24 protein-coding genes are annotated in these 26,593 nt (G+C 56.9%); 10 read left to right on the forward strand and 14 right to left on the reverse strand.

The window, feature by feature from the left end:
* Positions 1-29 precede the first annotated feature (29 nt).
* The 6 genes from WMO26_RS03365 to WMO26_RS03390 all read left to right on the forward strand — a co-directional run bounded on the left by WMO26_RS03365 (position 30) and on the right by WMO26_RS03390 (position 7,133).
* On the forward strand, positions 30-1,523 hold the full coding sequence (locus tag WMO26_RS03365) for a peptidylprolyl isomerase (RefSeq protein WP_349218128.1): 1,494 nt from the start codon (positions 30-32) through the stop codon (positions 1,521-1,523).
* 52 nt (positions 1,524-1,575) lie between these two features.
* Complete coding sequence (locus WMO26_RS03370; protein ID WP_349218129.1) at positions 1,576-2,130, forward strand: Maf family protein; 555 nt, start codon at positions 1,576-1,578, stop codon at positions 2,128-2,130.
* Between the two features lie 233 nt (positions 2,131-2,363).
* Entirely contained in the window at positions 2,364-3,371 is a 1,008-nt protein-coding gene (locus WMO26_RS03375; RefSeq protein ID WP_349218130.1) for a rod shape-determining protein, read from the forward strand.
* Between the two features lie 222 nt (positions 3,372-3,593).
* The gene (mreC, locus tag WMO26_RS03380; protein WP_349218131.1) at positions 3,594-4,478 is read left to right on the forward strand and encodes a rod shape-determining protein MreC; all 885 of its coding nucleotides are present in this window, start codon (positions 3,594-3,596) and stop codon (positions 4,476-4,478) included.
* Entirely contained in the window at positions 4,475-4,996 is a 522-nt protein-coding gene (mreD, locus tag WMO26_RS03385) for a rod shape-determining protein MreD (protein WP_349218132.1), read from the forward strand. Before mreC ends, mreD begins: the two co-directional genes overlap by 4 nt.
* Before the next feature lie 49 nt (positions 4,997-5,045).
* Positions 5,046-7,133, forward strand: a complete 2,088-nt coding sequence (locus tag WMO26_RS03390; protein WP_349218133.1) for a penicillin-binding transpeptidase domain-containing protein — start codon at positions 5,046-5,048, stop codon at positions 7,131-7,133.
* A gap of 145 nt (positions 7,134-7,278) precedes the next feature.
* On the opposite strand, the gene wzy is transcribed toward WMO26_RS03390, so the two are convergent.
* The 6 genes from wzy to WMO26_RS03420 all read right to left on the reverse strand — a co-directional run bounded on the left by wzy (position 7,279) and on the right by WMO26_RS03420 (position 14,602).
* On the reverse strand, positions 7,279-8,760 hold the full coding sequence (gene wzy / locus WMO26_RS03395; protein ID WP_349218134.1) for an O-antigen polysaccharide polymerase Wzy: 1,482 nt from the start codon (positions 8,758-8,760) through the stop codon (positions 7,279-7,281).
* A complete protein-coding gene (locus tag WMO26_RS03400) occupies positions 8,744-9,916 on the reverse strand; it encodes a glycosyltransferase family 1 protein (protein WP_349218135.1) in 1,173 nt (390 codons plus the stop codon). Before WMO26_RS03400 ends, wzy begins: the two co-directional genes overlap by 17 nt.
* Positions 9,909-11,114 carry a glycosyltransferase family 4 protein gene (locus WMO26_RS03405; RefSeq protein WP_349218136.1) on the reverse strand — a complete coding sequence of 402 codons (1,206 nt, stop codon included), beginning with the start codon at positions 11,112-11,114 and terminating at the stop codon, positions 9,909-9,911. The genes WMO26_RS03400 and WMO26_RS03405 overlap by 8 nt, the downstream gene beginning before the upstream one ends.
* A complete protein-coding gene (locus tag WMO26_RS03410; protein WP_349218137.1) occupies positions 11,111-12,232 on the reverse strand; it encodes a glycosyltransferase family 4 protein in 1,122 nt (373 codons plus the stop codon). The genes WMO26_RS03405 and WMO26_RS03410 overlap by 4 nt, the downstream gene beginning before the upstream one ends.
* 30 nt (positions 12,233-12,262) lie before the next feature.
* Positions 12,263-13,786, reverse strand: a complete 1,524-nt coding sequence (locus tag WMO26_RS03415; protein ID WP_349218138.1) for a polysaccharide biosynthesis tyrosine autokinase — start codon at positions 13,784-13,786, stop codon at positions 12,263-12,265.
* Positions 13,787-14,194: 408 nt separating this feature from the next.
* Complete coding sequence (locus WMO26_RS03420) at positions 14,195-14,602, reverse strand: hypothetical protein (RefSeq protein ID WP_349218139.1); 408 nt, start codon at positions 14,600-14,602, stop codon at positions 14,195-14,197.
* A gap of 207 nt (positions 14,603-14,809) precedes the next feature.
* Between WMO26_RS03420 and WMO26_RS03425 the strand changes: the two genes are divergently transcribed.
* Positions 14,810-15,982 (forward strand): cation diffusion facilitator family transporter, encoded by a 1,173-nt coding sequence (locus WMO26_RS03425; protein WP_349218140.1) that lies wholly within the window; start codon positions 14,810-14,812, stop codon positions 15,980-15,982.
* Between the two features lie 56 nt (positions 15,983-16,038).
* On the opposite strand, the gene acpP is transcribed toward WMO26_RS03425, so the two are convergent.
* The gene (gene acpP / locus WMO26_RS03430; RefSeq protein WP_349218141.1) at positions 16,039-16,266 is read right to left on the reverse strand and encodes an acyl carrier protein; all 228 of its coding nucleotides are present in this window, start codon (positions 16,264-16,266) and stop codon (positions 16,039-16,041) included.
* Between the two features lie 324 nt (positions 16,267-16,590).
* Between acpP and aroE the strand changes: the two genes are divergently transcribed.
* Positions 16,591-17,436 carry a shikimate dehydrogenase gene (gene aroE, locus WMO26_RS03435; protein WP_349218142.1) on the forward strand — a complete coding sequence of 282 codons (846 nt, stop codon included), beginning with the start codon at positions 16,591-16,593 and terminating at the stop codon, positions 17,434-17,436.
* A 337-nt stretch (positions 17,437-17,773) separates the two neighbouring features.
* Here aroE and WMO26_RS03440 read toward each other — a convergent pair whose 3' ends face one another.
* From WMO26_RS03440 to aroF, 5 genes are read right to left on the reverse strand one after another with little or no spacing between them, the layout of a single operon-like run.
* On the reverse strand, positions 17,774-18,931 hold the full coding sequence (locus WMO26_RS03440) for a bifunctional chorismate mutase/prephenate dehydratase (protein ID WP_349218143.1): 1,158 nt from the start codon (positions 18,929-18,931) through the stop codon (positions 17,774-17,776).
* A 12-nt stretch (positions 18,932-18,943) separates the two neighbouring features.
* A complete protein-coding gene (gene aroC / locus WMO26_RS03445; protein ID WP_349218144.1) occupies positions 18,944-20,032 on the reverse strand; it encodes a chorismate synthase in 1,089 nt (362 codons plus the stop codon).
* Positions 20,013-21,299 carry a 3-phosphoshikimate 1-carboxyvinyltransferase gene (gene aroA / locus WMO26_RS03450; protein ID WP_349218145.1) on the reverse strand — a complete coding sequence of 429 codons (1,287 nt, stop codon included), beginning with the start codon at positions 21,297-21,299 and terminating at the stop codon, positions 20,013-20,015. Before aroA ends, aroC begins: the two co-directional genes overlap by 20 nt.
* 26 nt (positions 21,300-21,325) lie before the next feature.
* Positions 21,326-22,375: a 3-dehydroquinate synthase gene (aroB, locus tag WMO26_RS03455; protein WP_349218146.1), complete on the reverse strand. Its 1,050-nt coding sequence runs from the start codon at positions 22,373-22,375 to the stop codon at positions 21,326-21,328.
* A complete protein-coding gene (gene aroF / locus WMO26_RS03460; protein WP_349218147.1) occupies positions 22,372-23,409 on the reverse strand; it encodes a 3-deoxy-7-phosphoheptulonate synthase in 1,038 nt (345 codons plus the stop codon). Before aroF ends, aroB begins: the two co-directional genes overlap by 4 nt.
* A 70-nt stretch (positions 23,410-23,479) precedes the next feature.
* Between aroF and WMO26_RS03465 the strand changes: the two genes are divergently transcribed.
* Entirely contained in the window at positions 23,480-23,791 is a 312-nt protein-coding gene (locus WMO26_RS03465; RefSeq protein WP_349218148.1) for a hypothetical protein, read from the forward strand.
* Positions 23,792-23,813: 22 nt separating this feature from the next.
* Here the strand turns inward: WMO26_RS03465 and WMO26_RS03470 are convergent, their stop codons facing one another.
* Positions 23,814-24,656, reverse strand: coding sequence for an alpha/beta hydrolase (locus WMO26_RS03470; RefSeq protein WP_349218149.1), 843 nt, complete (start codon positions 24,654-24,656; stop codon positions 23,814-23,816).
* A gap of 157 nt (positions 24,657-24,813) precedes the next feature.
* On the opposite strand from WMO26_RS03470, the gene WMO26_RS03475 reads away from it, so the two are divergent.
* Positions 24,814-26,085: an O-acetylhomoserine aminocarboxypropyltransferase/cysteine synthase family protein gene (locus WMO26_RS03475; protein WP_349218150.1), complete on the forward strand. Its 1,272-nt coding sequence runs from the start codon at positions 24,814-24,816 to the stop codon at positions 26,083-26,085.
* Between the two features lie 183 nt (positions 26,086-26,268).
* Here WMO26_RS03475 and WMO26_RS03480 read toward each other — a convergent pair whose 3' ends face one another.
* Positions 26,269-26,526 (reverse strand): helix-turn-helix domain-containing protein, encoded by a 258-nt coding sequence (locus WMO26_RS03480; protein ID WP_349218151.1) that lies wholly within the window; start codon positions 26,524-26,526, stop codon positions 26,269-26,271.
* Between the last annotated feature and the right edge of the window lie 67 nt (positions 26,527-26,593).

The raw sequence follows: 26,593 nt of genomic DNA on the forward strand, positions 1-26,593 counted from the left end.
CAAAAGAAGTTTTGAGAGGATGGATTGGGTTGGCTCAAACGGCGCAAAATAGAGATCAGGTGACGGTGGAGCAGGAGAACAAAACGCCGAAAAAACCTTGGAACAAAACGAAAATTGCCATTACGGCGGTGGTATGTCTGTTGGTGGCGCTGGGCGGTTTTGCGGTTTATTTCTTTTCCTCAGACCTGCCGGCGCAGACCTTTACAGCAGTCACGGTAGGAGGTCATAAGCTGACCGCCGCCCAGTACAGCTACTATTTCTCCGTAGCCTACAACGATTTTCTTTTGGAAAATGAGGACAAGCTCAGCGCTTATGGCCTGGATACCTCCAAGACGCTGGCCGAGCAGAAGATTTCCGACGAGATGACCTGGGAGGAATATTTCAAAAACAAGGCCATGACCAACATCGTCAGCACCTACGCTACCTACGATGAAGCGGTCAAAAACGGCGTTACCCTTTCGGAGGAGGACCAAAAGAGCATTGACTCGTATCTCGCTTCCATCGAGCAGAATGCCAAGGAAAACAACGCCCGCTTAAACTCCTATCTGTACGCCCAGTTCGGCAAGGGAGTGACCCTGGACGTGGTCCGCAGCGAGGTGGAGCGTCAGCGGCTTTCCCGCAAGTACCAGCAGCAGCTTACCGAGTCCTATACCTTCACCGAGACCCAGATGCTCGACGAATATAACAAAAACAAGGATTCCCTGGACATGATCACCTATTATTCCTTCTTCGTCCCTATCGACAATGCGGGGGACCCCACCCAGAGTGCCGAGGAGGAGCGGCAGAAGGCAGAAGAGATGTGCGCCGCCGTGACGGACGCGCAGAGTTTTGCCGCCTTGGCTCGGGAATATGCACCGGATGGTGAAAAGGAAGCCTATGCCGATGACGACGCCACCCGGAAGGTGGAATATTTGGACAAGCTGACGGTATCGGCGGCGAAAACCTGGCTGCAGGATTCCTCCCGCCTGCCTGGGGACAAAACGGTGCTCGATGGGCTTGACGGATATTACGTGATGTATTACGAGAACCGGGAACGCCCGGAAACCAAAACCGTCAACGTCCGCCAGATTCTCATCACGCCCGAGGGCGGCGTCTCGGAAGAGACCGGTATGACCCAGGACCAGAAGGATGCGGTTATGAAAAAGGCCGAGGAAATTCTCAAGGAATACCAGAGCGGTGAGCAGACGGAGTCTGCCTTTGGAGCTCTGGCCGCGAAATACAGCGCCGACACCAGTACCGCTTCGACCGGCGGCCTTTACGAAAACATCTACCAGTACCAGCAGTCGAAGGATCTCAACGACTGGTGCTTTGACGCGGCCCGCAAGCCGGGGGATACCGGCATCGTCCTTTCCGACAGGGGCGCCCACCTGCTTTACTTTGTTAGGGACGGGGAACCCATGTGGCGCATTCAAGTACGCACCAGCTTGACGGCGGTAAAAATCGCCGCCTATCAGGAGGAACTGTATGCCAAGTATCCCTATGAGGAAAACTCCTTCGGCATGCAGTACTTTGTGTCCATCTGACCACACGCAGGGAACTGAATATTCGATTCGTCAATTGAGGAAGGGATTACCGTTGGCATTGATCTTAGCGTCCGCCTCCCCCAGGCGGAGAGAGCTTCTCGAACGGGCGGGGCTTTCCTTTGCCTGCATCCCGGCGAGAGGCGAGGAAATCATTCAAAAAGGGACGCGGCCCGAACAGGCGGCACTGACCCTGGCCCAGCAAAAAGCGCTGGAGGTGGCCAAGGCCCGGCCGCTGGACACCGTCATCGGGGCGGACACCATTGTGGTGCTCGACGGGATGATTATGGGAAAACCCAGGGACGAAGCGGATGCGGTGCGTATGCTCACCCTTCTTTCCGGGCGGGAGCACCTGGTGCTCACCGGCGTCTGCGTGGTGAACAAGGGCCACGCTCACTCCTTTGTCCAGCAGACGAAGGTGAAGTTCTACCCTCTGGCCCCGGCCAAAATCCGCGCCTATGTGAGGACGGGAGAACCCATGGATAAGGCGGGAGCCTACGGCATCCAGGAAAAAGGAATGGCGCTGGTGGAAGGGATCGAAGGCGATTTCTTTAATGTGATGGGCCTGCCCATCGCGCGGCTGCTGCGCTTGCTGGAAGAGCTGGAATAAGCGCTTTTGGCAAGGAAAATAGCCGCAAAAGCAGAGAAAAAAGCAAGCGGAAGAAAAAACATGCAATTTGGTTGAAAAAGCGGCGGGAATGTCCTGCAAATTTGTTGACATAATTCTGAAAAAAGTGTTGTGTAATCAAAATCCCGCCGTTATAATATTAGATGTATCGCCTACATGCGGAAAACCGGGGAATGCCGGGGCTCCCGGGCAAGTGAAAGGATGAGAAAGCAATCATGTTCAACCACGACATTGGGATCGATCTGGGTACGGCAAACACGCTGGTATTCATGAAGGGCAAGGGTATCGTCATGCGCGAGCCGTCCGTCGTTGCGATAGATGTGCGAACCGATGCGGTCAAGGCCGTCGGCGCGGAAGCGAAGCAAATGATCGGCAGAACGCCGGGTTCCATCCATGCGGTGCGTCCTCTGAAGGACGGCGTCATCGCAGACTTTGAAATTACCGAGGCCATGCTGCGCCATTTTATCCACAAGGCGGCGAAAAACAGCCCCTTCTCCCGCCCGCGGGTGGTCATCTGCATTCCCTCCGGCGTTACTGAGGTGGAGCGCCGGGCGGTGGAGGACGCCTCCTATAACGCAGGCGCTAAGGAAGTGGAGCTGATCGAGGAACCCATGGCGGCAGCGATGGGCGCGGGCCTGCCGGTAGAGGAAGCCACCGGCTCTATGGTCGTGGACATCGGCGGCGGCACGTCGGAGGTGGCGGTCATCTCTTTGGGGGACATTGTGACCTCCTGCTCGGTGCGGGTGGCCGGCGATAAGCTGGACGAAGCGATCATTTCCTATGTGAAGAAGAAGTACAACCTCCTCATCGGCGAGCGCACGGCGGAGGATATCAAGATTCGCATCGGCTCGGCTTTCCCCTACGAGGAAGAGAGCACCATGGACATCAAGGGCCGCAACCTGATGGACGGCCTGCCCAAGAACATTCAGATTTCTTCTGCGGAAATCCGCGAGGCGCTGGCAGACCCGTTAGCCTCCATCGTGGACGCCATCCGTTCTACTTTGGAGAACACGCCGCCTGAGCTTTCGGCGGACATCATTGACCACGGAATCATGCTCACCGGCGGCGGCGCGCTGCTGCGCGGCCTTGACCAGCTGATTTCCAAGGAAACCGGTATGCCGGTGCACATTGCGGAAAGTCCTCTTGACTGTGTGGCTGACGGAACGGGCAAGCGTCTGGAAGGGCCGCCCCCGTCGAGCAAAAACAATTACCGCCGCCGGTAAGAGACAGACGGAAAAAGAATACGCAAAGACTGCCGCAAACGAATTTTTCGGCAGCCTTTGCGTATTGGTGTTCTTACCAGGCTTGGTGGAAAGGAAAAAAGGGCGCGGGGGACCTGCCCGCTTTTTTCATAAGGGGCAGCTTAAGAAGGGTGTTTTTTATGAAAAGAGCGGACCGGATGCGAAGAGAATCGCCGGTTCCAATGAGAAGGAGGCCCAAACGCCTTGAAAAGCTTTTTTAAAACCAAACGATTCAAAGCCCTGCTGGCCATTGTGCTGGTTTTGTCGGGGTTTATGGTATATTCGATTACCACACATGGAATGGGGACCATCCCCTCTTCCCTGGTCAGCGCTGTCACAAAACCGTTTGAGCAGCTGGCTTCCTGGGTTTCCGGGCTGGCCGACGATGTGTTCGGCGGATTTGTGCTCACCTCCCAGCTCAAGGAACAGGTGGCGAGCATGGAAGAAGAGATCCGCACTCTGCGCGAGCAACAGGTGGATTATGCGCAAATCAAAAGCGAGAACGAGGAGCTGCGCCAGTATCTGGACCTGAAAAAGGAAAACCCGGATTTTGTCTTGCAGGACGCTCAGGTCATCAAACGGGACGCAAGCGACCCCTTCGCTTCCTTTACCATCAGCGTGGGGTCTCTCCACGGGGTGGAACGGGGGGATCCGGTTATCACTCCCGACGGGCTGGTGGGCTGTGTAGACGTGGTGGAAGAGACCCAGTCCATCGTGCGCACGGTGCTCGATAACTCCATCGGCATCGGCGCCATGGACAGCCACACCCAGACAAGCGGCCAGATCAGCGCCAATACCCTTACCCTTGCGAGGGACGACAAATGCCGCATGAACAACATCAAGAGAGAAAACGCCATCAGCCGTGGGGACATTATCATTACCTCGGGCGTTGGCAAGGGATATCCCAGGGGACTGATTATTGGCACGGTGGAGGAAGTCCTCCAGGAAAGCGACGGCATCTCCAATTACGCCATTGTGAAGCCGGCCGCAGATGTGCGCAACGTGCGCAACGTCATGGTCATCAAAGATTTCACCGCCACCCCCATTCCCGATGAATCGGTGACCGGCGACGGGGGTGGAGCCCAATGAAGCCCGAACAGAAAAAGCAGATCGGGAAATGGGTCTGTTACGCGCTTTACCTGCTTTTGCTGTTCCTGCTGCAGGTAACGCCCGGGGTATTTCCCGCCATTTTCGGCGTCAAGCCGGTCTTTTTGCTGCCGGCAGTCATCTGTGCGGCCATGTTTGAAGGGGAATTCCGTGGAAGCATTCTGGCGGTGGTAGCCGGCCTTTTGTGGGACACGAGCCGCCTTCGCCCATTTGGGTATTCGGCGATCTTATTGCTGATTTTTGCTTGCCTGTGCGGGCTTTTGATCGTTTATTTTATGCGCAACAACGTCCTGACCGCGCTCCTTTACTGCTTTGGCGGTTTTTTGGTCTACGAGCTGATCGACTGGCTTATTTACTTTGTTCCCTATTCCAACGGAGACGCTATCCAGGCCCTTTACCAGGTGGTGCTGCCCCGGATCGTTTATTCCATGCTGTTCGTTCCATTGTTTTACTGGCTCTCCTCCAAGCTTGCCAAAAGGCTGGCGGTAGAGCCTCAATAACCGTACCGCAGGTACAGAAAGGCAGGCGGAAATGGAAGAAAAGAGACACATGGCGCGAAGAATCATCATGCTTTTGTGCGTGTTGACCGTTGCGGTGGTTTATGTGGTGCGTCTGGCGGAATATCAGCTGGTCAAGGGCGAGCAGTTCGTGCAGCAGACCACCTCCCAGACCCAGACCACCATTCCTGCCAACGCCGCTCGGGGAGAGATTTACGATGCCAACGGCCGGCCGCTGGTGGTTAACCACATCGGCTACTCGGTTTTGTTTTTGCGCCAATACATGACCAAGGACACCCAGAACCAGACCATCCTGACCTTGACCAGCCATCTGCGGGAGAACGGGGAAACCTGGAACGATTCTCTTCCTTTGGTTTGGGCGGACCAGTCCCAAACGGAGATCGCGGCCAATTCCCAGCCGCAGATTGAATTTGCCGAAGAACGGGACAGCGACATTGAAAAGCTCAAAAGCGCCAACGATCTGCAGGCCTACGCCACGGCGCAGAACTGCTACGACGCGCTGGTGAAGAAATATGAAATCGACAAGATGGAGGGCCTGACCCCCTCACAGGTGCGCGACATTATGGGGGTACGGTACGAAATGGAACTCAAACAGTTCTCCTATCGCAATCCTTTTACCTTCGCCACCGATATTTCCGAAGAAACCATGACCTATATTACTGAGAACACGCTGGAGATTCCCGGCGTGTCTATCCAGAGCGAGGCAGTGCGCTCTTACGAGAGCGGGGAAATCGCCCCTCACGTCATCGGCACCATGGGTAAGCTGAGTGCGGACGATTATAAAAAGCTGAAAAACGAGGGCTATACGTATGACGACGTCATCGGTAAGGACGGTATTGAGAAAGCCATGGAGTCCCAGCTGCGGGGCCAGCGGGGCGAAAAGACTCTGACCCTCAACGAGCTGGGAAAAGTGGTGGACAATGAGGTCACCAAAGCGCCCCAGGCGGGGAATACCGTGTTTTTAACCATTGACTCGCGCATTCAGCTGGCTGCCCAGGACGCCCTGGCCAACATCATCGACGAACTGCGGCAGACGGCGGCGCCCGGAAAGGGCGGCGACGTTAAGTCCGGGGCCGCCATCGTGGTGGACGTGAAAACCGGCGGAATCGTAGCCATGGCCAATTATCCCAACTATGATATTAACGATTACCTGAACGATTTTGCTACCCTGAACGCCCGGGAGGATAAGCCGCTTATTAACCGCTCCACTCAGGGCCGGTTCCAGCCCGGTTCGACTATGAAGCCGGCGGTTGCCCTGGCAGCACTGGAGGAAGGGGTTATTACCCCCGATACCAGTATTTATTGCTCAAAGATTTACACTTTTTATGCATCCCCTGATCCGGCCTCCAATTATACACCTTCCTGTCTGGGTTACCACGGGCCTCAGACAGTCACCGATGCGCTGAAGAATTCCTGCAACTATTTCTTCTTTGATGTAGGCCGTATCTTAACAATTGACCGGATGAACGAATACCAAAAGAGACTGGGCTTGGGAGAATTAACCGGCATTGAAATTGGAGAAAAGCAAGGCATTCTCGCCAGTCCTGCATATGCGGAATCTCTGGGGCGTGTTTGGAATCCCGGCGATACCCTGCAATCGGCCATCGGCCAGCTCTATAATTCCTTTACCCCGATAGAGCTTGCCATGTACGCCGCTACCATCGCCAACAACGGAAACCGCAACCAAGCGCACCTGGTCAAAGAAGTCAAGTCGTATGACCTGTCTCAGACGGTGCAGCCCGAGCAGGTGAATCTGCTCAATACCATCGGGGTGGACCAGCAGAATATCGACACGGTGAAACTGGGCATGTACCGGGCCGCGTCGGAGCAGGGAGGGAACACCTGGTCTTACTTTAAGGATTTTCCCATTAAAATCGCTTGTAAGACGGGTACCGCGCAGACCGGCGGAAATGAAGCCACCGTTTCCCCTCATACCCTGTTTATTTCGTTTGGCCCTTATGAGGACCCCCAGTACGCGGTGACGGTCATTCTGGAAAACGGCGCTAACGCCCCAACCTACAATTCCAACATCCGGGTTGCCCGGGCAATTTATGACGCGCTGTTCCTGTATGAGGATTCCCAGCAGCAGATTACTCCGGAAAATGAACTGCTCCCGTAAGAAATGAGAACGTGCAGAAACCAGAAGGTTTCTGCACGTTCTTTCAATCATAGAAGCGTTCCGGGACCAACTGGGACGATAAAAGTCCTCTCGAATGGAGTATAGATAACAAGAAGGAAAACCCCGCCTGTCAGGCGGGGTTTTGTCAGTGATAGATTTCCTTATTGCGCTGATAAATCAGCACCGCGCGGACTAGGAGCATCAGCAGATAACTGACCAAAGCGATATAAAGGAAGGAACGGAAGATATCGACAAAGGAAGAACGTGTGCCGGAAACCAGAACAATTACCAACGAAATCAGCTCGATGCAAAGCAGCTCCGGCTTTTCTCTCCAGTTGCTGCGGTGGACAAGGGTGAATACCCATCCCAAAAGCATACCGTATACCAGCATAGCAAAAACCCCGCCCCAGCCGAAGTTGATATAGCCTTCCGCAACCATGGAATAGCCGGGACCATAGTTGAGATTCATCACGTCCATCAGCCATTGCGCCAGATGCGCGTTTTCCACGGCCGGATGGACGGCCCAGAAGCCTAGGTTGGGGATAATGGTGGTCAGAGAATACAGATAGGACATCCCATAGCGGAAAGGATACGTGGCGGGGACCAGCCGCATGGTATCAATCAACACCCGCATGGTTCCGCCCAGTTCCCCGACGAGGCGGAAAATCGGGTTATCCATACTAAAAAGATTGACAAAAAAGTCAGAAAGAGACCGTCCGGTCTGGCCGCGGATTTGGGCGATGCTGGCAAAAAGACCGGCGACGAAGTAGCCGCCCGCCGCCAGCGGAATTGCCCGCCGGGCATTGAAAGGATGGACGGTATAGTGCCACACACAGATCAGACACAAAAGCAGCATCGCCGTGTCGCCGCGGCCGCCCAAATAGAGTTCCGCTGCGGATTTGAGCAGCACGGCAATCAGCAGCAGGCCTCTCTGCCATCGCTTTTTCGAAACCACAAACAGACACAGCAGGGCAGGGATCAAAAATTCACCAAAGGATCGAAAAATCTTTTCCGATTTGGAGAGCGTGAGAAGATATTCCGAGTAGAGCCCTTTGTATCCATATTGGGCGGCAGTCTGTACAGCGGCAACCAGGTCCATAATATAAGGAACGATGCTGATTGCCAGAAGAATGAGCGCCGCAATCCGGATCACCCGCTCATGAGAAGGATACCCTGGCCGCGAAGAAGGGGCAGCGGAAGGAAGGCTGGGTTTTACCCGCTTGGAAGTGAGCAGCCCGCCGATATGGAACAAGTTTAAAGAGATTAGGGTAAACACCTGACCCTGGACCAATTCGGTGGCGAGGAAGGTGCGGCTGATGTCATACCCCTCCGGGGTGATGCCGAAGGCCCATAGAAAACACTGTCCATAACAGAACAGATAAAAGACACAAAGAAAAATAATATAAGGACAAAGAATTTCCCGCCGCACCAGCCACCAGGAAAAGACCGCCCAAAGCACACTCACCCATCCAAGCCAGCTGAATACGGACAAAGGCGTATTCGGATCCAGATACATCCCGTCTTGAATTACTGTGTAGCCATAAATCGAGATGCCGATGGTATACAGGACGGAAAGCAGCAGCGCTACCGGTTTTTTTGACAGGGTCTGGCTATTGATCGCAGCCACCTCCTCCGTTTTGCGGGGAAAGCTGATAGAGTGTGTAGAGACGCACCACGTTTTCTTTTACTTCAAAGCCCCGGCGTGCAAAAGCGGCGCGGACCTGCTCCAGAGAAGGCCTGGGTCGTCTTTTGCAGTCGGATAAAGCTTTGAGCCAGTCCTTTTTATGAAGGTTGTCCGCCGGCAGAAACTGCACCAGGGAAAGGCCCAGATCGGCTTCTTTGGAAACGCCGTCGGAAACCACGCAGGGAAGCCCGGCCGCTTGCGCTTCCACCAGCGCCACCGGGAGCCCTTCCATCAGAGAGGGCATGGCAAAGCCGTCGAGCGCCTGCAAGAGAACATCCACGTCCTCACGAAGGCCGGTAAAGATCACCCTGTCCCCAAGCCCGTACAGTGCTACCTTCTGCGCGAGGGATGCGCGCAAAGGCCCGTCCCCGATGAGAAGAAACCGGCAGTCCGCCCCCTTCTCTTTCAATAGGCGGGCCAGCTCCAGCAGAAATACGTGGTTCTTTTCCGGGATCATTCGGCCCACCTGGCCGATGACAAGGGTTTCCTCCCCCGCGCCGAACTGCGCGCGCAGTTCAGCCGCCGTTTGGGGGCGAAAAGCAAAGGCTTCCACGTCCACGGCGTTTGCAAAAAGTTCCACCCGCCCGCACCGGACCGCTTTTTCGCCATAGAGATAAATCCCCGCCTGTCTGGAACAGGCCAACAGGCAGGTGGCGTTTTTCATCAGAAGGCGGCGCATGAAGGCCGCGTACCCTTTTCCCTTAAGCGAATGGTATTTGAGAAGGCTGGAAGCGTGGGAATGGCTGATGCGGATGGAAATTCCCGCGCGTTTGGCGGCCAGAAGGACAAAGCCGTTAAAAAACAGAAGATGGGCGTGGACCGCTGCAAAAGGCCCCTCTTCCTCCATGACCTTGCGCATTTCTTCCAAAATCCGCTTGGGGCCCGCCTGTTTGGGCAGAGAGGTGTGAAAAATGCGTCCGCCCAAAGCGAGGATTTCCCCGTCGAAGTCCGCTTCTCCCGGTTTTGTACACAAAAAGTCAAATTGAAGGCGGTCCCGGTCGATGCAGCGGTACAGGTTCATCAGCATGGTTTCCATCCCGCCCCGGTCCATCTTCCCCACCGCCATCAGAACGCGCGCGGGCCGAATGCTTTTATTCAAGAATGCCACCTCCCGCATACCGGGCGAAGGCCTGGTAAAATTCCAGGCGTGCGCCGTCGAGTGTTTCACGTGAAAAGGATTGGGCCTTCTGAAAATTATGCTCGGCAGCCCTCCTCATACGAGTTTCGTCAGAAAGCAGGCGTTCTAAACACCGGGCGAGACCTTTTGCATCCCGCCGCCGGTGCAGATACCGTTCCTCCAGCAACTCCGGCACGCCCCCCACCGCGCTGCCCACCGCCGGGCAGCCTCGGCTCATGGCTTCGATTAAGGCTCTGGGAAGCGCTTCCTGATCGCTTGGCAGCAGAAATACGTCCAACGAATCCAACCAGGCGGCCACCGCGTCTCCCGCCGGCAGCGTCCCGCAGAATTCCACCTGGGACGCGATTCCCAGGCGTTCAGCGACGCTTTGAAAATGAGCGGGGTTTCCCGGCCCTAACAGCTTCAGACGAAAGCCGGGCAGCTGCTCTTTGAGAAGGCTCAAAGCCTTCATGGCGGTTTTCTGTCCCTTATACCGCACGTTGAGAGAACCGATGAGGCCGAAGGTCAGAGGCGTATGGTTGGCAAAATGCTCCCCGATCCGGGCCAAGCGCTTTTTAAGCACCTGAGGCGCCGGGGTATCCAGACACACGTCGGAAATAGCCGCCGTGTGCCCCCGGGAGGGATAGAGGCGCTGCAGATAACCATCGGTGACGTAAAGGACATAGTCCGCCGCAGAGGTGTATTTTTTTGCCTGGCGCCAGAAAAAAGGAGCCAGCGCCTTTCCGCCCGGTTTTCCCACATACCATAGTGAGCCGAAGCCGCTTGCCACCAGCTCCACTGCGTAGGGCTTTTTCAGTCGAAGGGCCTCCTGACAAGCAAAAAAGCCGAGCATGCTCGGCAAACGGATGACCGCACAATCGGCGTCCTCCAAGATATCCCGGACCTGGGCCCGGATGGCCCCCCGGTGAAACAGCGCGTCCGCCATCGAACGATAAGCGGTAACCGGGCGCATCACCACCCGTTCCCCGCTGGACTTGACAAATCCTCCCCGCTTGTCCTCCGGAACAGAGGACATGGGCTTCACCCGGGTGGACACGCTGATTTCCTCAAAGCAGGGCAAGTACCGCTCTTTCCATAAGGAATAGGGAAAGATAATGGAATATTGTTCTCCCTGTTCGCCGCTGAGCATTACATTGTCGTGAAAAAATGCCATTCTCATAGAGATCCCTCTTGCTTTAAACCAAGAATCGAAAGCATGTCCCCGTTGACGATGGAAACGTCAAACCGCTCCCGGCAGTATCGAAGGCTTTCCCGGCCCATTTGTTCGCGCAGCCCGGCGTCCTCACATAACCGGCCAAACGCGTTCGTCAGATCCTCCACGTTCCTCGGACGTACCAGAATCCCGTTGGATCCTTCCCGCACTGTCTCCCGGCAACCGGGGCAGTCGGTGGTGATGATGGGACGGCCCACCGCCATGGCCTCCAGGATGGAATGGGGAATCCCTTCCCGGTAGTAGGAAGGCAACACATAGGTGGTGCATCCGGCCAGGTAAGGGACCACGTTCTCCAACTTCCCTAAGTATTCCACATCGCCGCTGTCTAAGTAAGGGCGCAGGTCGGATATGGTAAGCTCTCCCGGATGCTCGTCAAAGAAGCCGCCGATCTGGAACCGCGCCTGGGGGTATTGCTTGTGGGCGCGGCGGGCGGCTTCACAGAATTCCATGACGCCTTTTTCCCGCAGAATGCGGGTGATGATGAGAAAGACCGGGCTTTTGGGCAAGGGAGCCGGCGCGAACTTTTCTAAGCTGACACCCGACCCGCTGACCAGACGGCACTTGTCTTCTGGCAGCAGGCCCCGTTCCACCATCTCCTTCAAGTCGTCCCTGTTTTGAAAGATGACCTGCCTGCACGCGGAGAATCCCTTTTTCAGAAGGGCATTGGTAACCGTGCGCAGCAGCCGGCTTTTTACAGAGGAACCGCCGTACACCTTTCCAAGCCCGGAAATCATGGCGTAAATCCGCGGCACCTTGGCCATGTTAGCGGCAATCGACCCGTAAGCCACGGGCTTGAGCGCATAGGAAAACACCAGGTCCGGCGCTTCTTCCTCAATCACCTGTTTGAGGTTCTGGATGACAAAAAAATCGGCAAAGGGGTTTTTGGAGGTGCGGCTGAAGGAGACGCACCGGTACCTCGCTCCATAGGAAGAGAGATCCACTCCTCCTTCCGGTTCCGGTCCGACGGCCACCACCGTGTGGCCCAGATTGGTTATAGCTTTGAGAAGCTCCCCACGCAGGTGGTAGATGGAGTATACCGTTGGATTAACGATAAGAATCTTCATTTTTGGCATCCCTTTTGTGCCCAGCACGTGTTATTTCCGGCGGCTTCTGGAATGGTCCGCGGATTTGTCCGAAGGCTGCTCATATTTATAGCCGTAGCCGTTGGCGCTGCCGTAGCGGGAATATCCATAGCGCTTATAGCCGTATCCATACCGGCTGTAACCGAGAACGCCGTGGCTCTTCTGGGTTTTGTTGAAAACGCAGCCCACCACCGGTTTGTTCTGGGACTGGATGTCCTCAATGGTACGGTTGATGATCTCCATGTTGCAGAAATCCTGCTTGATGACCAGAATGGCAGCATCCACGTATTTGCAAAGAGCGGCCGCGTCGGAAACTACATGGGCCGGCGGCGTGTCGAACAGGATATAGTCAAACCGTTCTTCCATGGCGGCCACAAAGGCATGCATCGCATCCGAGTCCAGCAGCTCTGCCGCATCGTCCACGCACGGGCCGCTGGTCACCAGGGAAACGCCGAACTTCTCGCTGCGGCGGATGACGTCGTTCACCTGGCATTCTCCACGTAAAAGGTTGGACAGGCCGGTTACATCCTTGCCCGGCAGGGAGAAAAGGGCTTGGAGGGTGGGTTTTCTCATGTCGCAGTCCACAATCAGGACGCTCTTTTCCTTCTGCGCCAGAACAATGGCCAGGTTGGAAATGACGGTGGACTTGCCTTCGTCCGCCACGGCGCTGGTAATCAGGAATTTCTTATAGCCGCGGGAGGAGGTGAGATTCTCTACCTTTACCCGCAGGGATTTGTACGCTTCCATATAGGCAAAGTCGGAAGCCGGGGTAATCAGCATCGTACTGTCCCCCTTCTTACGGTGGCGCCGCTTTCGCTCCTCGTAGGGAATGGAGGCGAAAAGCTTGGCCGAAACGCCGGTGTAAATGTCCGTCTCACTCTGCACCGTGCGGGAAAAGAGCATGGACAGCCAGATGATCAAAGCTCCAAGCCCCAGGCCCAGCAGCATCCCCAGCAGCGGGTACAGAAGCTTGTTGTCCGAGGGGTTGCGCAGGGTGGGATATTCCGGCCGGTCGATGACGTTGACCTGGATGTTGGGAAAATTCTGTTTCATTTCGGGCTGTCCCACCACGTCCGCCAGCGCGTCCGCGATACGGAAGGAATGGTTGGGGTTTTCCGTGGTGACGATCAGCTCAATCATGTTGGTGGACCCCTTCTGCCGAAGGGAAATGGAATCCTTGATATCCTGCCGTTCCAAAACCAGGTTTTCCTCCTGCAGGGAGTCGCGTACCTTGTCGGCGATGGTATTGCTGGTGATAAACACCCGGTAGCATTCCCCGTACCACTGCACCAGCGCCGTGTCGCTGTTGGTAGAGATGCCGTTCTGGGAGATGGTCAGGTTGATGGAGAGAAGCATCTTGGACGTATAGGTAGGGCTGTCAGTAATGGTAGCCAGAAGGAAGCCCACAATCCCCATTAAAAAGGTCAAGGCAACCGGAATCCACCAGAACTTTTTCGTCTGGCGGAAAAACTTAATCAGCCCTGTTGCGCTGTTTTGCGAGGCTGAGGCGGTGGAACTATGTGTCTGTTCGTACATGAAAGAACCTCCAAAGATGCGCAAAGTCGCGCCCGAAAATCAAGATATGGATAGGTTTTCCTCATTTTCCCCAATTATAAGCAGCAAAAAAATCTGCATATTTTTTCTGGTTTTGCGGGCAAGCAGGCCGCCGGCAAAAGCATGCGCCGGACAGGGAAAAATTGTATACAAATAATAATATAACTACCCAATATGATAGTATCGATCGTATAGTTTGTCAATCATCTTTCTCATGCCCGGGATCGTTTTCCCCTTAGCACCGCCTCATGAACGCACACGAGCCATGGCCAGGAGGGCCATGGCTCGTGAAAAAGAAAACGCAGACAAAAATCAACCGGACGATTGCACATCGCTGCCTGGCTGGAGTATAATAAAAAACAACGCGCCCAAAAAAGGCCGTGAAAACGCTCAATCCTCCGACAAGCCGTACATAGCCACGGTAAAATCCCGCAAAGCTGTGTTGTGGCGGTAATAGATGCTGCGCCGTTCATAACCCAGCTCATCCATCAAATCGTCCAGGTAATGGTCGGTGCGGTGGATGTAGAACCGGTCGAGAATGGTGCGCTGCTCGGGCGTCAGTACGGCGAGGCCCCGGTCAATGCGTTCCTTTCCGGAGCGGCGGTAGGCCAGGATGGACTCCAGGTGCGCCCGCTGGGCGCAAAGGGAGATGCGCTCCTCCAGGTGCTCCTTCTGGGAAAGCTCCTGGGAGGCCAGGCGGCGGTCGATGTCCCCGATGCTCTGGGTCAGGTTTTCGATAGCGGCGCTCAGAACCCGGTACCCGCTCAGGCTCTCCTTTGCCAGCAATTTATAATCCAAAAAGAATCCCTCCACTCTTTTTTCACAGGAATTTCATTGAAGAACAAAGAAATTTAAGTGAATAATAATCACATTTCCAAACAGAGTTTACCATATCTTTCTGAGAAAATCAAACATTTGTTCTAATATTTTTCCCGGGATAGAATGCAAGTACCTTTTTTTGGACTGGCGTTTTGTTTTGCGGGCGAAAGAGGAGGCGGAAAATCCGTGACAGCATGGCTCATTCGGCTCTTTGTCAAGGATGCGGACCAGGTAAAAGACCCGGCGGTACGCCGCAGGTACGGGATACTGGGAGGCGCGGTGGGCATTGCGTGCAACCTGCTGTTGTTTTTGATGAAGTTCTTCACCGGCATGATTACCGGCTCGGTGGCGATTTCGGCGGATGCGTTTAACAATCTGTCCGATGCAGGGTCCTCCGTGGTGACGGTGGCGGGCTTTCAGCTCAGCGGCAAAAAACCGGACAAAAAGCATCCCTTCGGCTATGGCCGCATCGAATATGTGGCGGGCTTGTGCATCTCTATGGTGATTGTGCTGGTGGGCTTTGAGTTTTTGCGCACCTCGATAGACAAGGTGGCGCATCCTGAGACAGCCGCCTTTTCCTGGGTATCGGTCTTGGTGCTGGGTGCCTCTATTTTGGTAAAGCTGTGGATGGGCCTCTTTAACGGAAAAATCGGCAAGGCCATCGGCTCGGCTACGGTAGGGGCAGCCGCTATGGACAGCCTCAGCGACGTGGCGGCCACCTCGGTGGTACTGGTTTCGGTCTTTCTTTCCCAGATTACCGACTTTCCTGTGGACGGGGTAGCTGGAATCGTGGTGGCTCTCTTTATCCTCTGGGCAGGGATCACCACCGCGAGGGATACCCTTTCCCCGCTTCTGGGCCAGCCGCCCGATCCTAAGCTTGTCAAAGACATTGAAGAAAGCTTGCTTTCCTATGAGGGCATCGGCGGGGTGCACGACCTGATCGTTCACAGCTACGGTCCCGGCCGCATCATCGCTTCGGTGCACGCGGAGGTTCCTGCCGACGCGAATATCTTGAAAATGCACGAGACCATCGACCTGGCGGAGAAGGAGATTTCCGCAAAGCTCGGGATAATGCTCATCGTTCATTTTGATCCCATCCTCACCGACGATGCGCGCGTCAACCATCTGCATCAGACCGCTTTGGACATAGTTCATCAGATCGACCCGGCCTTGTCTTTGCACGATTTTCGGGTGGTGGACGGAGAAAACCGCATCAACCTGATTTTCGACGTGGTGGTGCCCTATGACTATCCGGTTTCCGATGAGAAGCTGGAAGAGAGGATGGACGCCGCGCTCAAAGCGGTGGATCCGCGTTTTTTCGCCGTGGTGAGCTTTGACCGGAGCTTTCTGGGAGAGTGACCGGGTAAAAAAATACGCCTGCCCCAATCGGGGCAGGCGTAGGACGGAAACTTCGCTTAGCTGTTGCCTTCGATGAACTTCACCAGATTGCCGACGGTACGAATGTTGTCGACTTCGCTGTCCGGGATTTCCACATCGAATTCATCCTCAAGCGTCATGAGCAGGTCCACGACGTCTAAGGAATCCGCGCCCAGATCCTCGGCAATGTTCGTCTCCAGAGTGATTTTATCCTCCTCTACGTCGAACTGCTCCGCGAGGATTGCCTTAATCTTCTCAAAGACCATGTTGGACACCTCCTATTCTATCCGGTTGTACTGAAAACAGAGTGGACAGGTTTTGCCTTACCACTTATTATACTTCCGGTTGATCGGCGTTATGACACGCGTGTTGCAGGAAAACGGCTGCTGTGAAGAAACACAGCAGACATTAGGTAAAATATTATTCATATCCAGTTGGTTTGTCAATAGACAATTTGGATAGCTTTCGAAGAAAATATTCAGCACCCTGGCCAAACGGAAAGATTGTCGGTCAAGGCCGCTTGTTTTTTGGTGGTTTTGGCAGAATCTTCGGATATTTCCAGGATCGATTTTAGATGGGAGCGTTCGCCTATGAACCGAAAATTTGTTGTGATCGGGTCCCCGCTGGGCCATTCCATGTCCCCTTTTATTCATGAAAAGCTGTTTGCGAAAAAAGGAATTTCGGCAACATACGGGATGAGGGAGATCCCGCCCGGGCAGCTCATGGAGCACAAAGAGGCCCTCGCCGCGTTGGACGGGTTTAACATCACCATTCCCCATAAGGAAGCCGTTATTCCCCTGCTCGACGGGCTTGACAACAGGGCCGCCCTCTATGGGGCGGTCAACACGGTGCGCTGCGAAAACGGACGGATGACCGGGTATAACACCGACTGCGCTGGATTTTTGCGCGCGTTGGCGGGAGCCTCCATTTCCCTGAAAGGCCGAGTGGCGGTGCTGGGAGCCGGAGGCGCCGCGCGGATGATGGTGTTCGAAGCGGCGGAAGCCGGCGCAAAGGTGACCATCGCGGCCCGTCCTTCCGGCCTTGCCCGGGCGCAGGCGGTCAAGCGGGAGGCAGAAGAAAAGCTTTGCGGCGCCTGCGTGGAGGTGACTACTTTGCAGCAGCTCCAGGGAGACTTTGATCTGCTCTGCAACGGCACGCCGGTAGGTATGTCCCCCCATCCGGAGGGCTGCCCGGTGGACCCGGCGGTTCTCGACCGGGTGGGCGCCGTGTTCGACGCGGTCTATAACCCGGCGGACACCGTGCTGCTAAGGGAAGCGGCAAAGAGGGGAATTCCCGCAGTGGGCGGGATGCCGATGCTGGTATGGCAGGCGGCAGCAGCCCAGGAAATGTGGTTCCCAGTGTCCTTCACCCAGGAGGAAGCGGCGGATGTGATCGAGGAAGCGGGCGAAGAGCTTCGCCGCAAAAGTGGAAAATAGATCAGACCAATCCCCAAACAGGGAGGCGGGCGCTCATTCAAATGGGTGCCCGCCTTCCTGTTTACAGTCCCGATAATGGGACAGAATAAAAATTTTCGGTGAAAAATAGTTACTAAAGGGATGTAATTTGCGAACATATGTGCTATACTCCAATTAGAACATACATTCGCAATCAGGAGGGATTTCCATGTTGTTTGCATCCATCTTTTTTGATATCGCGGCCGTCATTCTGCTGATCCTGGGGTTCGTGTTTGAGGACCGGCTGGCAAAAGCGGAGCGCAGGCTTTTTCGCCGTATCCGGCGTGCCTTTACGGTAGGCGGGCGCCGGACGAAGGAGTCAAATGTCCGCCGTCTCGCCGCTCTCCCGCCTCGCCGCGTAGTTGCCCAGGAAGGTGAATTCCGGCAGGTCGCCGGAAAGCGCGCATAGGAGGGACAGGGTGTCCTTCGCCCGGGCCGAACCGGTGAAGTCCAGATAAAACAGGTATTCAAACCGGCTGTTCTCCATGGGGCGGGATTCGATCTTCGTTAAGTTGAGCCCGCAGGCGGCAAACCGGGACAGAATCCGATGCAGCGAACCGGTTACATGGGGCAGGGAAAAGGAGAGGCTGATTTTGTCCGCTTCCGGCTCAATAATAAGGGTGCGGGAGATGACGATGAAGCGGGTGGTATTGCCCCCGATGTCCTGCGCCGGCTTTTTGAGGATTACAAGGCCGTTTTTCTGGGCGGCCTGGGCCGAGCAGATGGCGGCATTGGCAGGGTCCCTCTCCTTTGCCACTAAGTCAGCAGCGATGGCGGTGTTGTCGCAGGCGACCGCCTCGGCAGAGCACGCGTCAATGATCCCCCTGCACTGGTTTAGCCCCTGGGGATGGGAGTAAATGCGCCGGATGGAGGAGAGGGTTGCCCCGGGCACGCCGCACAGGCAGTGGTCAATGGGGAGCATTTCTTCCCCGGCAATGAAAAACCGGTGCTTTAGCAGCAGGTCGTACACTTCTTCCACCGACCCGGCGGTGGAGTTTTCCACCGGGACCACCCCGAAGGTGGCCTCGCCCTTTTTTACCGCGTCGAACACGTCGTAAAACCGGGGATAGAACGCGAGGGTGCTGTCTGGAAAGAGATTCTTCGCCGCCAGGGAGGAAAAGCTTCCCTTGGTTCCCGGGCAGGCGATGACCGCGTCCACCCGTTCGCGCAGGGGCGCCGCGTCGGCGTGCTCGATCTGTTCACGCAGCTCCTTCCCGCCGCCCAGCAGATTATGCTGCAAAGCGCGGGATACGTCCATCATGGTTTGAAACAGAATCTTGGCCGGCGCTGCATAGGCGCCGGCTTTTTTGGTGACTTCATCTAAGATTTCCTGCTCGCGCCGCTGGTTATAGATAGGCTGCCCGGTTTGCGCCTTGATGCGGGCTACCTGAGCCGCCGCGTCCATCCGGCGCAAAAACAGATTAAGCATCTGTTCGTCAATCTGATCAATCTCCTTGCGGACTTCTTCTAGCTTCATGGATGTCTCTCCTTACTGGCAGTCGGTCGTCAGGTCAAGCAGGACGATGGCGGCTGCGGCCTCCACCACCGGCAGCGCCCTGGGCACGATACACGGGTCATGCCGGCCCACCACAGTCAAAGGAACCTGGGGCACCTCCGGGTTTTGCAGATCCACCGTGGCCTGCTCCTTGGAAATGGAGGGAGTGGGCTTAAAAGCCACCCGGAACAAAAGGGGCATACCCGAGGTGATGCCTCCAAGTACCCCGCCGTGGCGGTTGGTGACCGTGCGTACTTGTCCATTTTCCCGGACAAAGGCGTCGTTGTGTTCACTCCCCCGCAGGGAAGCGGCGGCAAAGCCCGCGCCGAATTCCACCCCGCGCACCGCCGGGATGCCGAACAAAATAGAGGCGAGCCGGTTTTCCACCCCGTCGAACATGGGGGAGCCGATTCCCGCCGGAAGGCCCACGGCCGCGCATTCTACGATACCGCCCACACTGTCACAGGAAAGCCTGGCCCTTTCGATTTCCACCCGCATCTTGTCCTCCGCCTTGGGATTGATCACCGGGAACGAACGCTTGGACAGGTCGCAAAGCTGCTCCTTGGACACGGTGACCGGATCGAAGGGCGCGTCCGCCACCCCAGCGATCGCATAGGCGTGGGAACCGATGACGATCCCTTTGCGGGCGAGAATCTGCCGGCAGACCGCTCCGGCAAAGACCAGCGGCGCCGTCAGCCGGCCGGAAAAGTGGCCGCCGCCCCTGGGGTCGTTGGCCCCGTGGTAGCGTACATTGCCGGTAAAGTCCGCATGGCCCGGCCGGGGCTTTGCAAGCAGGTTCGCGTAATCCCCGGACCGGGTGTTATGGTTCTCAATGACGGCGGCCAGAGGGGCGCCGGTGGTGTGCCCCTCGAGCATGCCGGACAGGATACGGGGCACGTCCCCTTCCCTGCGGGGCGTGGAAGACCGGTCCTGCCCCGGGGCCCGGCGCTTCATTTGCAGCAGGACCTCCTCCAAGTCGATGGCCTCCCCTGCCGGAAGCCCGTCGAGCACCGCGCCGATGGCGGGCCCGTGGCTTTCCCCGAAAATCGAAAGCTTGATGTGATTACCCCAGGTGGATGCCATGTACATGCCCTCCCAACCGATTGTATTCGTAGAAAAAGGATGGATACGATTTGTTAATTGCCTGCGCGTCCCGGATGGTGACTTCCCCTTGGGCTGCCAGCGCGGCCATCGCCGCCGCCATGACGATGCGGTGGTCGTTGGCCCCGTCCACCGTCCCGCCCGTGAAGCACTTTACTCCGTGAACGAGCAGGCCGTCCTGTGTTTCTTCGCAGTGCCCTCCCAGCGCCTGGATGAGGGCGGCGGTGGTTTTGAGCCGGTCGCTTTCCTTGATGCGAAGGCGCTGGGCGTTATAGATGCGGCTGTCCCCGTCGGCTAGAGCGGCGGTCACCGCCAGGATGGGAACCAGGTCCGGAATCTGGGCCGCGTCGATATCCTGCGCCCGGATTCGGCCGGAGGGAGGCGTGCAGCGAAGCGAGCCGTCCACCCGTTTCTCCACCCTTACCCCGAACCCTTCAAATAAGGGAAGCGCCGCCTTGTCCCCCTGCACCGAGTCAAAACGCAGCCCGGTCAGAGTCAAGTCGCTTCCAAAGGCGGCCCCGGCCAGGAAGAAGGCGGCTTGGGACCAGTCGGACTCTACCGTGCAGGTTTTCGCCCGGTACCGCTGCCCGCCCTTTACCCGCCAGCCGCCGGGAATGGGCTCCACCGCCACGCCGAACTCGCTTAGGATTTGCAGCGTCAGGTCGATATACCCGGCCGACTGCAAGGGCGTGGTCAGGCGGATTTCGCTGTCCCCGCAGAGGAGGGGAAGAGCGAAAAGAAGCCCGGTGATAAACTGGGAGCTGACGTCCCCAGGCAAGGAAAACACCCCGGACGCAAGCTGCCCGTCGATGGCCAGGGGAAGCCCGCCCTTTGTCCGGCAGGCCACCCCTGCTTCTGGCAGGCAGTCCAGATACACCCCGATGGGACGGGCGGGAAGCTTTCCTTCCCCGGTAAACACCGCGTTTTGCCCCAGCGCCGCCGCCACCGGGATGAAAAACCGCAGGGTAGACCCCGATTCCCCGCAGGGCAGGGCCAACGTGCCCCCTTCCCTATGGTCGGGGTGGATGCCGGACACGGTCAGCACCTCCCCGCAAAGGCGGATGGAGGCGCCCAGCGCCTCGGCAACCCCAATGGTGGCCTTGATGTCGTCGGACAGGGCCACGGGAGACAATACGCTCTCCCCTCCGGCCAGCGCCGCGCACAGGATGGCCCGGTGAGCCGCCGATTTAGATGGGGGCGGCTTAATGTCTCCCGAAAGCCGGCCCGGCGAAAGGACTGCGGTGGACATGGGCGTTCCTCCTCAATTCCAATTTGTTATATTTCAATGAAAGATTCCAGTTCGTTTAATAGGGTCGGACGAATAAAAGAATCCCCAATGGCGTGGAGCAACACGAAGTTCACTCCGTTTGCACTGCGCTTTTTGTCGGTAAAGGCGGCCTTTGCCAGTTCCTCACAGGAGAAATCGGTCTCGGTAGGCAGGGAGAACTTTTCCGCGACCTTTTGGATACGGGCGGCGGTGCCCGGTTGGGTCAGGCCCGCCTTTTCCCCGGCCAGGGCCGCCCTTACCATGCCGATGGCAACCGCCTCGCCGTGGGCAATTCCTTCATAATGATAGAGCCGCTCGATGGCGTGGCCCAGGGTGTGGCCAAAGTTTAAAAGCATCCGCTCGCCCTGTTCCTTTTCGTCGTTCTCCACCACCTGGCGCTTGATGTCGATGCAGCGGGCGATCATGTCCTCCAGAAAATCGTGAACGTCTTCGGTCTCCATGCGGGCAAACAAATCCTTGTCCTTGATGCATCCGGCCTTGATGGCCTCCGCCATGCCGTCGGAGAAGTACCGCCCCGGCAGGGTGGAGAGCACCCCCGTGTCGCACAGCACCAGGGAGGGCTGCCAGAAGGCGCCCACCAGGTTCTTGCCCACCTCCAGGTCCACCCCGGTTTTGCCGCCCACGGAGCTATCCACCTGGGCGAGCAGAGAGGTGGGAATCTGCACAAAGGGAATCCCCCGCAGGTAGGTGGCGCTGGCAAAGCCGCACATGTCCCCGGTGACCCCGCCGCCCAGGGCAACCGCCAGGTCCCCCCGTGTAAGCCCCGCGGCCGCGAACACTTCGTACATTTCCGAAATGGTGGAAAGGCGCTTTTGCGCCTCTCCCGCCGGGAAGGTAAAGACGGCCGCCTGAATGCCCCTGGTCTGCAGGGAGCGCTTGACCGCAGCCGCGTACAAGGGGCCAACGTTGGAATCGGTGACGATCACCGCCTTTGCCGGATGCAGCCGCTTTTGGACCTCGTCTCCCGCCCGGTCCAAAAGCCCCTTGCCGATAAGCACGTCGTATTCCTTGGACGTGTGTACCGTCAACGTTTTCATATGGCGGTCACCCCCGTATCCAGTCCTTCGGCGGAAAGAACCGCCTTGGCCTTTCTGAGCCGCTTAGCGATGATGTCGAACTGGTCGGGCGTGATGGACTGGGCTCCGTCGGACAAGGCGCGGGCCGGGTCGTTGTGCACCTCGATGATCAAACCGTCCGCGCCTGCGGCAATGGCCGCCATGCTCAACGGCTCCACCAGCCACGTGATGCCCGCCGCGTGGCTCGGATCCACCACCACCGGAAGATGGGAGCGGTTTTTGAGGATCGGGATGGCCGAAATGTCCAGAGTGTTACGGGTGAAGTTCTCGAAGGTGCGGATGCCCCGCTCGCAGAGGATGACCTTTTCGTTGCCGCCGCTCATGATGTACTCGGCACTCATGAGGAACTCGCTTAACGTGTTGGCAAGGCCCCGCTTCAAGAGGATGGGCTTATCCAGCTTGCCCAGCTCCTTTAAGAGCTCGAAGTTTTGCATGTTCCGGGCGCCCACCTGGATGATGTCCACATCCTCGAACAGGTCTAAGTGGGAGGCGGACATGATTTCCGTGACGATGGGAAGCCCCGTTTTTTTCCGGGCCTCCTGCAAAAGCTCCAGCCCTTCCGCCCGCAGGCCCTGGAAGGCGTAGGGAGAGGTGCGGGGCTTAAAGGCGCCGCCGCGCAGGAAATTGGCCCCCGCCGCTTTGACCCGCTGGGCTACGCCGCAGATCTGGTCTTCGCTTTCCACCGAGCAGGGCCCCGCAATCAAGGTCAGCGACCCGTCGCCGATGACCTGCCCGCCCGGCAGGGTGATTACCGTGTTGTCCGGGTGGAACTTGCGGTTGGCCTTCTTGTAAGGCTCCTGCACCCGCTTGACGGAAGCCACAATCGGCTGGGCTTTGACAAAGTCAATGTCGATGGAGGCGGTGTCCCCTAAAAGGCCCAGGACAGTTTCCTGTGTGCCGTGCCAGGCGTTGACCGAGACGCCCATTTTATTGAAAATCCGGCTGAGCTCCTCAATTTTTTCCGGACTGGCGCCTTGCTTCAATACGATAATCATACAGATACTCCCTTTCTTTCGTCAAGTGGACGGATGCTTCGGAAAAACAAAAAGCGGAGCCCATGTCACCATGAGCTCCGCGCAGGATCAAACGGATACCATTCCCGTTCTCTCAATCCAGGGCTTCTCGCTTCACAGCAGACAGATGGGCACGGCAAAACAGACGGCCGTCATAAAAACGGACGCCATAAAAGCCGGTAAATCGTCTGCTAAGCTGCGACATGAAGCGAACCCTCCGATCCTTTTTCGTTGCATTCATCATAACGCCCCGGGTTTTGATTGTCAAGCCGAAGATTTAAAAACGGAAGGTTTGGAAATTGTGCATATTGTTGCTTTAAAGAACAAAAGCGTTAAATCACCAAAGAAACAGATTGATTTTTGAGCGGGATGCACAAAATAATAACTTATTTTTTGGCAGCCAGCTCTGCAAATCGGTCCTGGAGCCAGTTCTGGCACAGGCCCAGCCACTGGGCCACCCGAGGCTTTACATACCGGGCTTCCCCGCCGCTGGTCTCCTCGGTGGCCAGGGAAATGCCATGCTGCCCTTCGGGGAAAATGTGCAGCTCATAGGGGATATTCTGCTCGCGCAGGGCCCAGGCCATCAAAAGGGTATTCTGCATGGGGACCGCTTCGTCCTCAAAGGTAGTCCACAGGAAGGTGGGCGGGAAGTCGGCCGGTACGTGCTTTTCCAGAGAGAGCAGGTCCAAAGCGGCGGGGTCCTCCCGCTTGTCTCCCAGAGTGCGGTCGAAAGAGCCCCGGTGGGCAAACTCCCCGGAGGTGATGACCGGGTAGCTGAGCACCATCAGGTCGGGCCGGGTGGTGCCGGGGTTGATACCGGGAGCCGCGGCAAGGTCCGTGCTGTGGTATTCGCCCAGGGCGGCCGCCAGATGCGAGCCTGCCGAGAAGCCCAAGGCCGCCACCCGGTTCGGGTCAATAAACCAGTCCGCCGCCTTTTCCCGGATCAGCGAGAAGGCGCGGGCCGCGTCCTTTAAGGGAGCGGGATGCAGGTGGGGCTCGCAGGAGTACCACAGCACAAAGGCGTGATAACCCGCGGCGTTAAACTGGAGCGCCACCGCTTCCGCCTCTCTGGGGGAGCATTCCAGATAGCCGCTGCCGGGAAAGACCACCACCGCCGGACGGGGCGCCCCGCTTTTGAGCAGGTATGCGTCCAGGGTGGGCCGAAAGCCGTCTCCCGTGTCCCCGGGGTAGGGGAATTCACCCCATAAGTCAAGGGTTTTCGCAATCATGTTATGAAGTCTCCTTCCATATGTGGTTCGTTTGCCAGGTTTTCTTTATTTTACACCACCTGGTGCGGCCTTTCAATGAATTTTCGGTTGTACAATTTGAAAAAACGTGCTACTATTCTTGCCATAGAAAACGCAATATGCAAAGGAGTGGATACCCTTGAGCGAATTCGGATTTGACACCAAATGCGTGCAGGAGGGCTGGAAGCCGAAAAACGGCGAGCCCCGGGTCCTGCCCATTTACCAGAGCACCACCTATAAGTACGAGTCCTCCGAGCAGATGGGACGGCTCTTCGATTTGGAAGAGGACGGTTTCTTCTATACCCGCCTGGCAAATCCCACCTTGGCGGCGGTGGAGAATAAAATTGCGGCGCTGGAAGGCGGCGTGGGCGCCATGCTCACCTCCTCCGGCCAGGCGGCCAGCTTTCTCTCCTTGTTCAACATCGTCAGCACCGGGGAACACATTGTTTCCTCCTCGGCCATCTACGGCGGCACCTTTAATCTCCTGAACGTCACCATGCGCCGCATGGGGATCGATGTGACCTTTGTGGACCCTGACGACGATGTGGAGACCATCCGGGGGGCGTTTCGGGAGAATACCCGGGCGGTTTTCGTCGAGTCCATCGCGAACCCGGCCCTGATCGTGACCGACATCCCGAAGTTTGCAGATCTGGCCCATGCTCACGGCGTGCCCCTGATTGTGGACAATACCTTCCCCACCCCTGCAAATTTCCGGCCCCTTGAGCACGGGGCGGATATTGTCACCCATTCCACCACCAAGTACATGGACGGCCACGCCACCTCGGTGGGCGGTGTGATTGTGGACGGGGGCAAGTTTGACTGGACCAATGGGAAATTCCCCTCCCTGTGTGAGCCGGACGAATCCTATCACGGGGTTACCTACACCGAGCGCTTTGGCCCTGCTGCCTATCTTGTCAAGGCACGGGCCCAGCTTATGCGGGATTTGGGCTGCATTCCCGGCCCGCAGAACGCGTTCCTTCTCAACCTGGGGCTGGAAACCCTTCCCCTGCGCATGAAGAAGCACTGCGAAAATGCCCAGAAGGTGGCCGAATACTTAGAGAAAAACGAGAAGGTTTCCTGGGTCAATTACCCCGGCCTTGCGTCCAACGCCTATTATGATCTGGCCAAGCGTGTCATGCCAAACGGCACCTGCGGGGTTGTTTCCTTCGGCGTCAAGGGCGGCCGGGAGGCGGCCACGAAGTTTATGGACCATCTGAAGCTGGCGGCCATCGTCACTCACGTGGCCGACGCGCGCACCTGTGTGCTCCACCCGGCTTCCACCACCCACCGCCAGTTAAGCGACGAGCAGCTCAAGGAATGCGGCGTGTCCCCGGACCTGATTCGTCTTTCGGTCGGCATCGAGGATGTAAACGACATCATTGCGGACATTGAGCAAGCCCTCAACGCGTAAAAAAACAAAAAAAGCCCCGGCCGGGCCCTAATCCCAGCCGGGGCTTTTTGCTGATTTTTAGAGAAGAGCCGCGCGCAGGTTGGCTGTAAGGAGCGAACGAACCAGGCGGTTACTCAAGGGGAAGGCCGCCCGGCCCTAGCGAGACCGGCAAGCCGAAGGGAAAAACCGTTCCTTCTGGCACCTCTATTCCCCCGGGGTCTGCGGGTCCCGGTCCTCCGGAAGGAACAGGCAATAGAGCGGGACATGCAGGCCCTCCGCCAGCGCGATAAGCATGTCCAGGGAACAAAACCGGTCATAGTTCTTCGCTTCGATCTGGCTGAGGTACCCCGGGCTCATGTGGGCGCGCATGGCCAGACCCTGCTGGGTCAGCCCTTGGCGCTTGCGGTATTTCTTTAAGTTGTCGATAATTTGGTCGTAAATCGGCTTGTTTTTCTCATTCATATTCTCACCGATTTCAGTGTATCCGCTTTCATTGCAACAAATACTAGCAAAAAGCTAGTAAATATGG

The sequence above is a fragment of the Solibaculum intestinale genome (assembly GCF_040096205.1).
GTDB lineage: Bacteria > Bacillota > Clostridia > Oscillospirales > Acutalibacteraceae > Solibaculum_A > Solibaculum_A intestinale.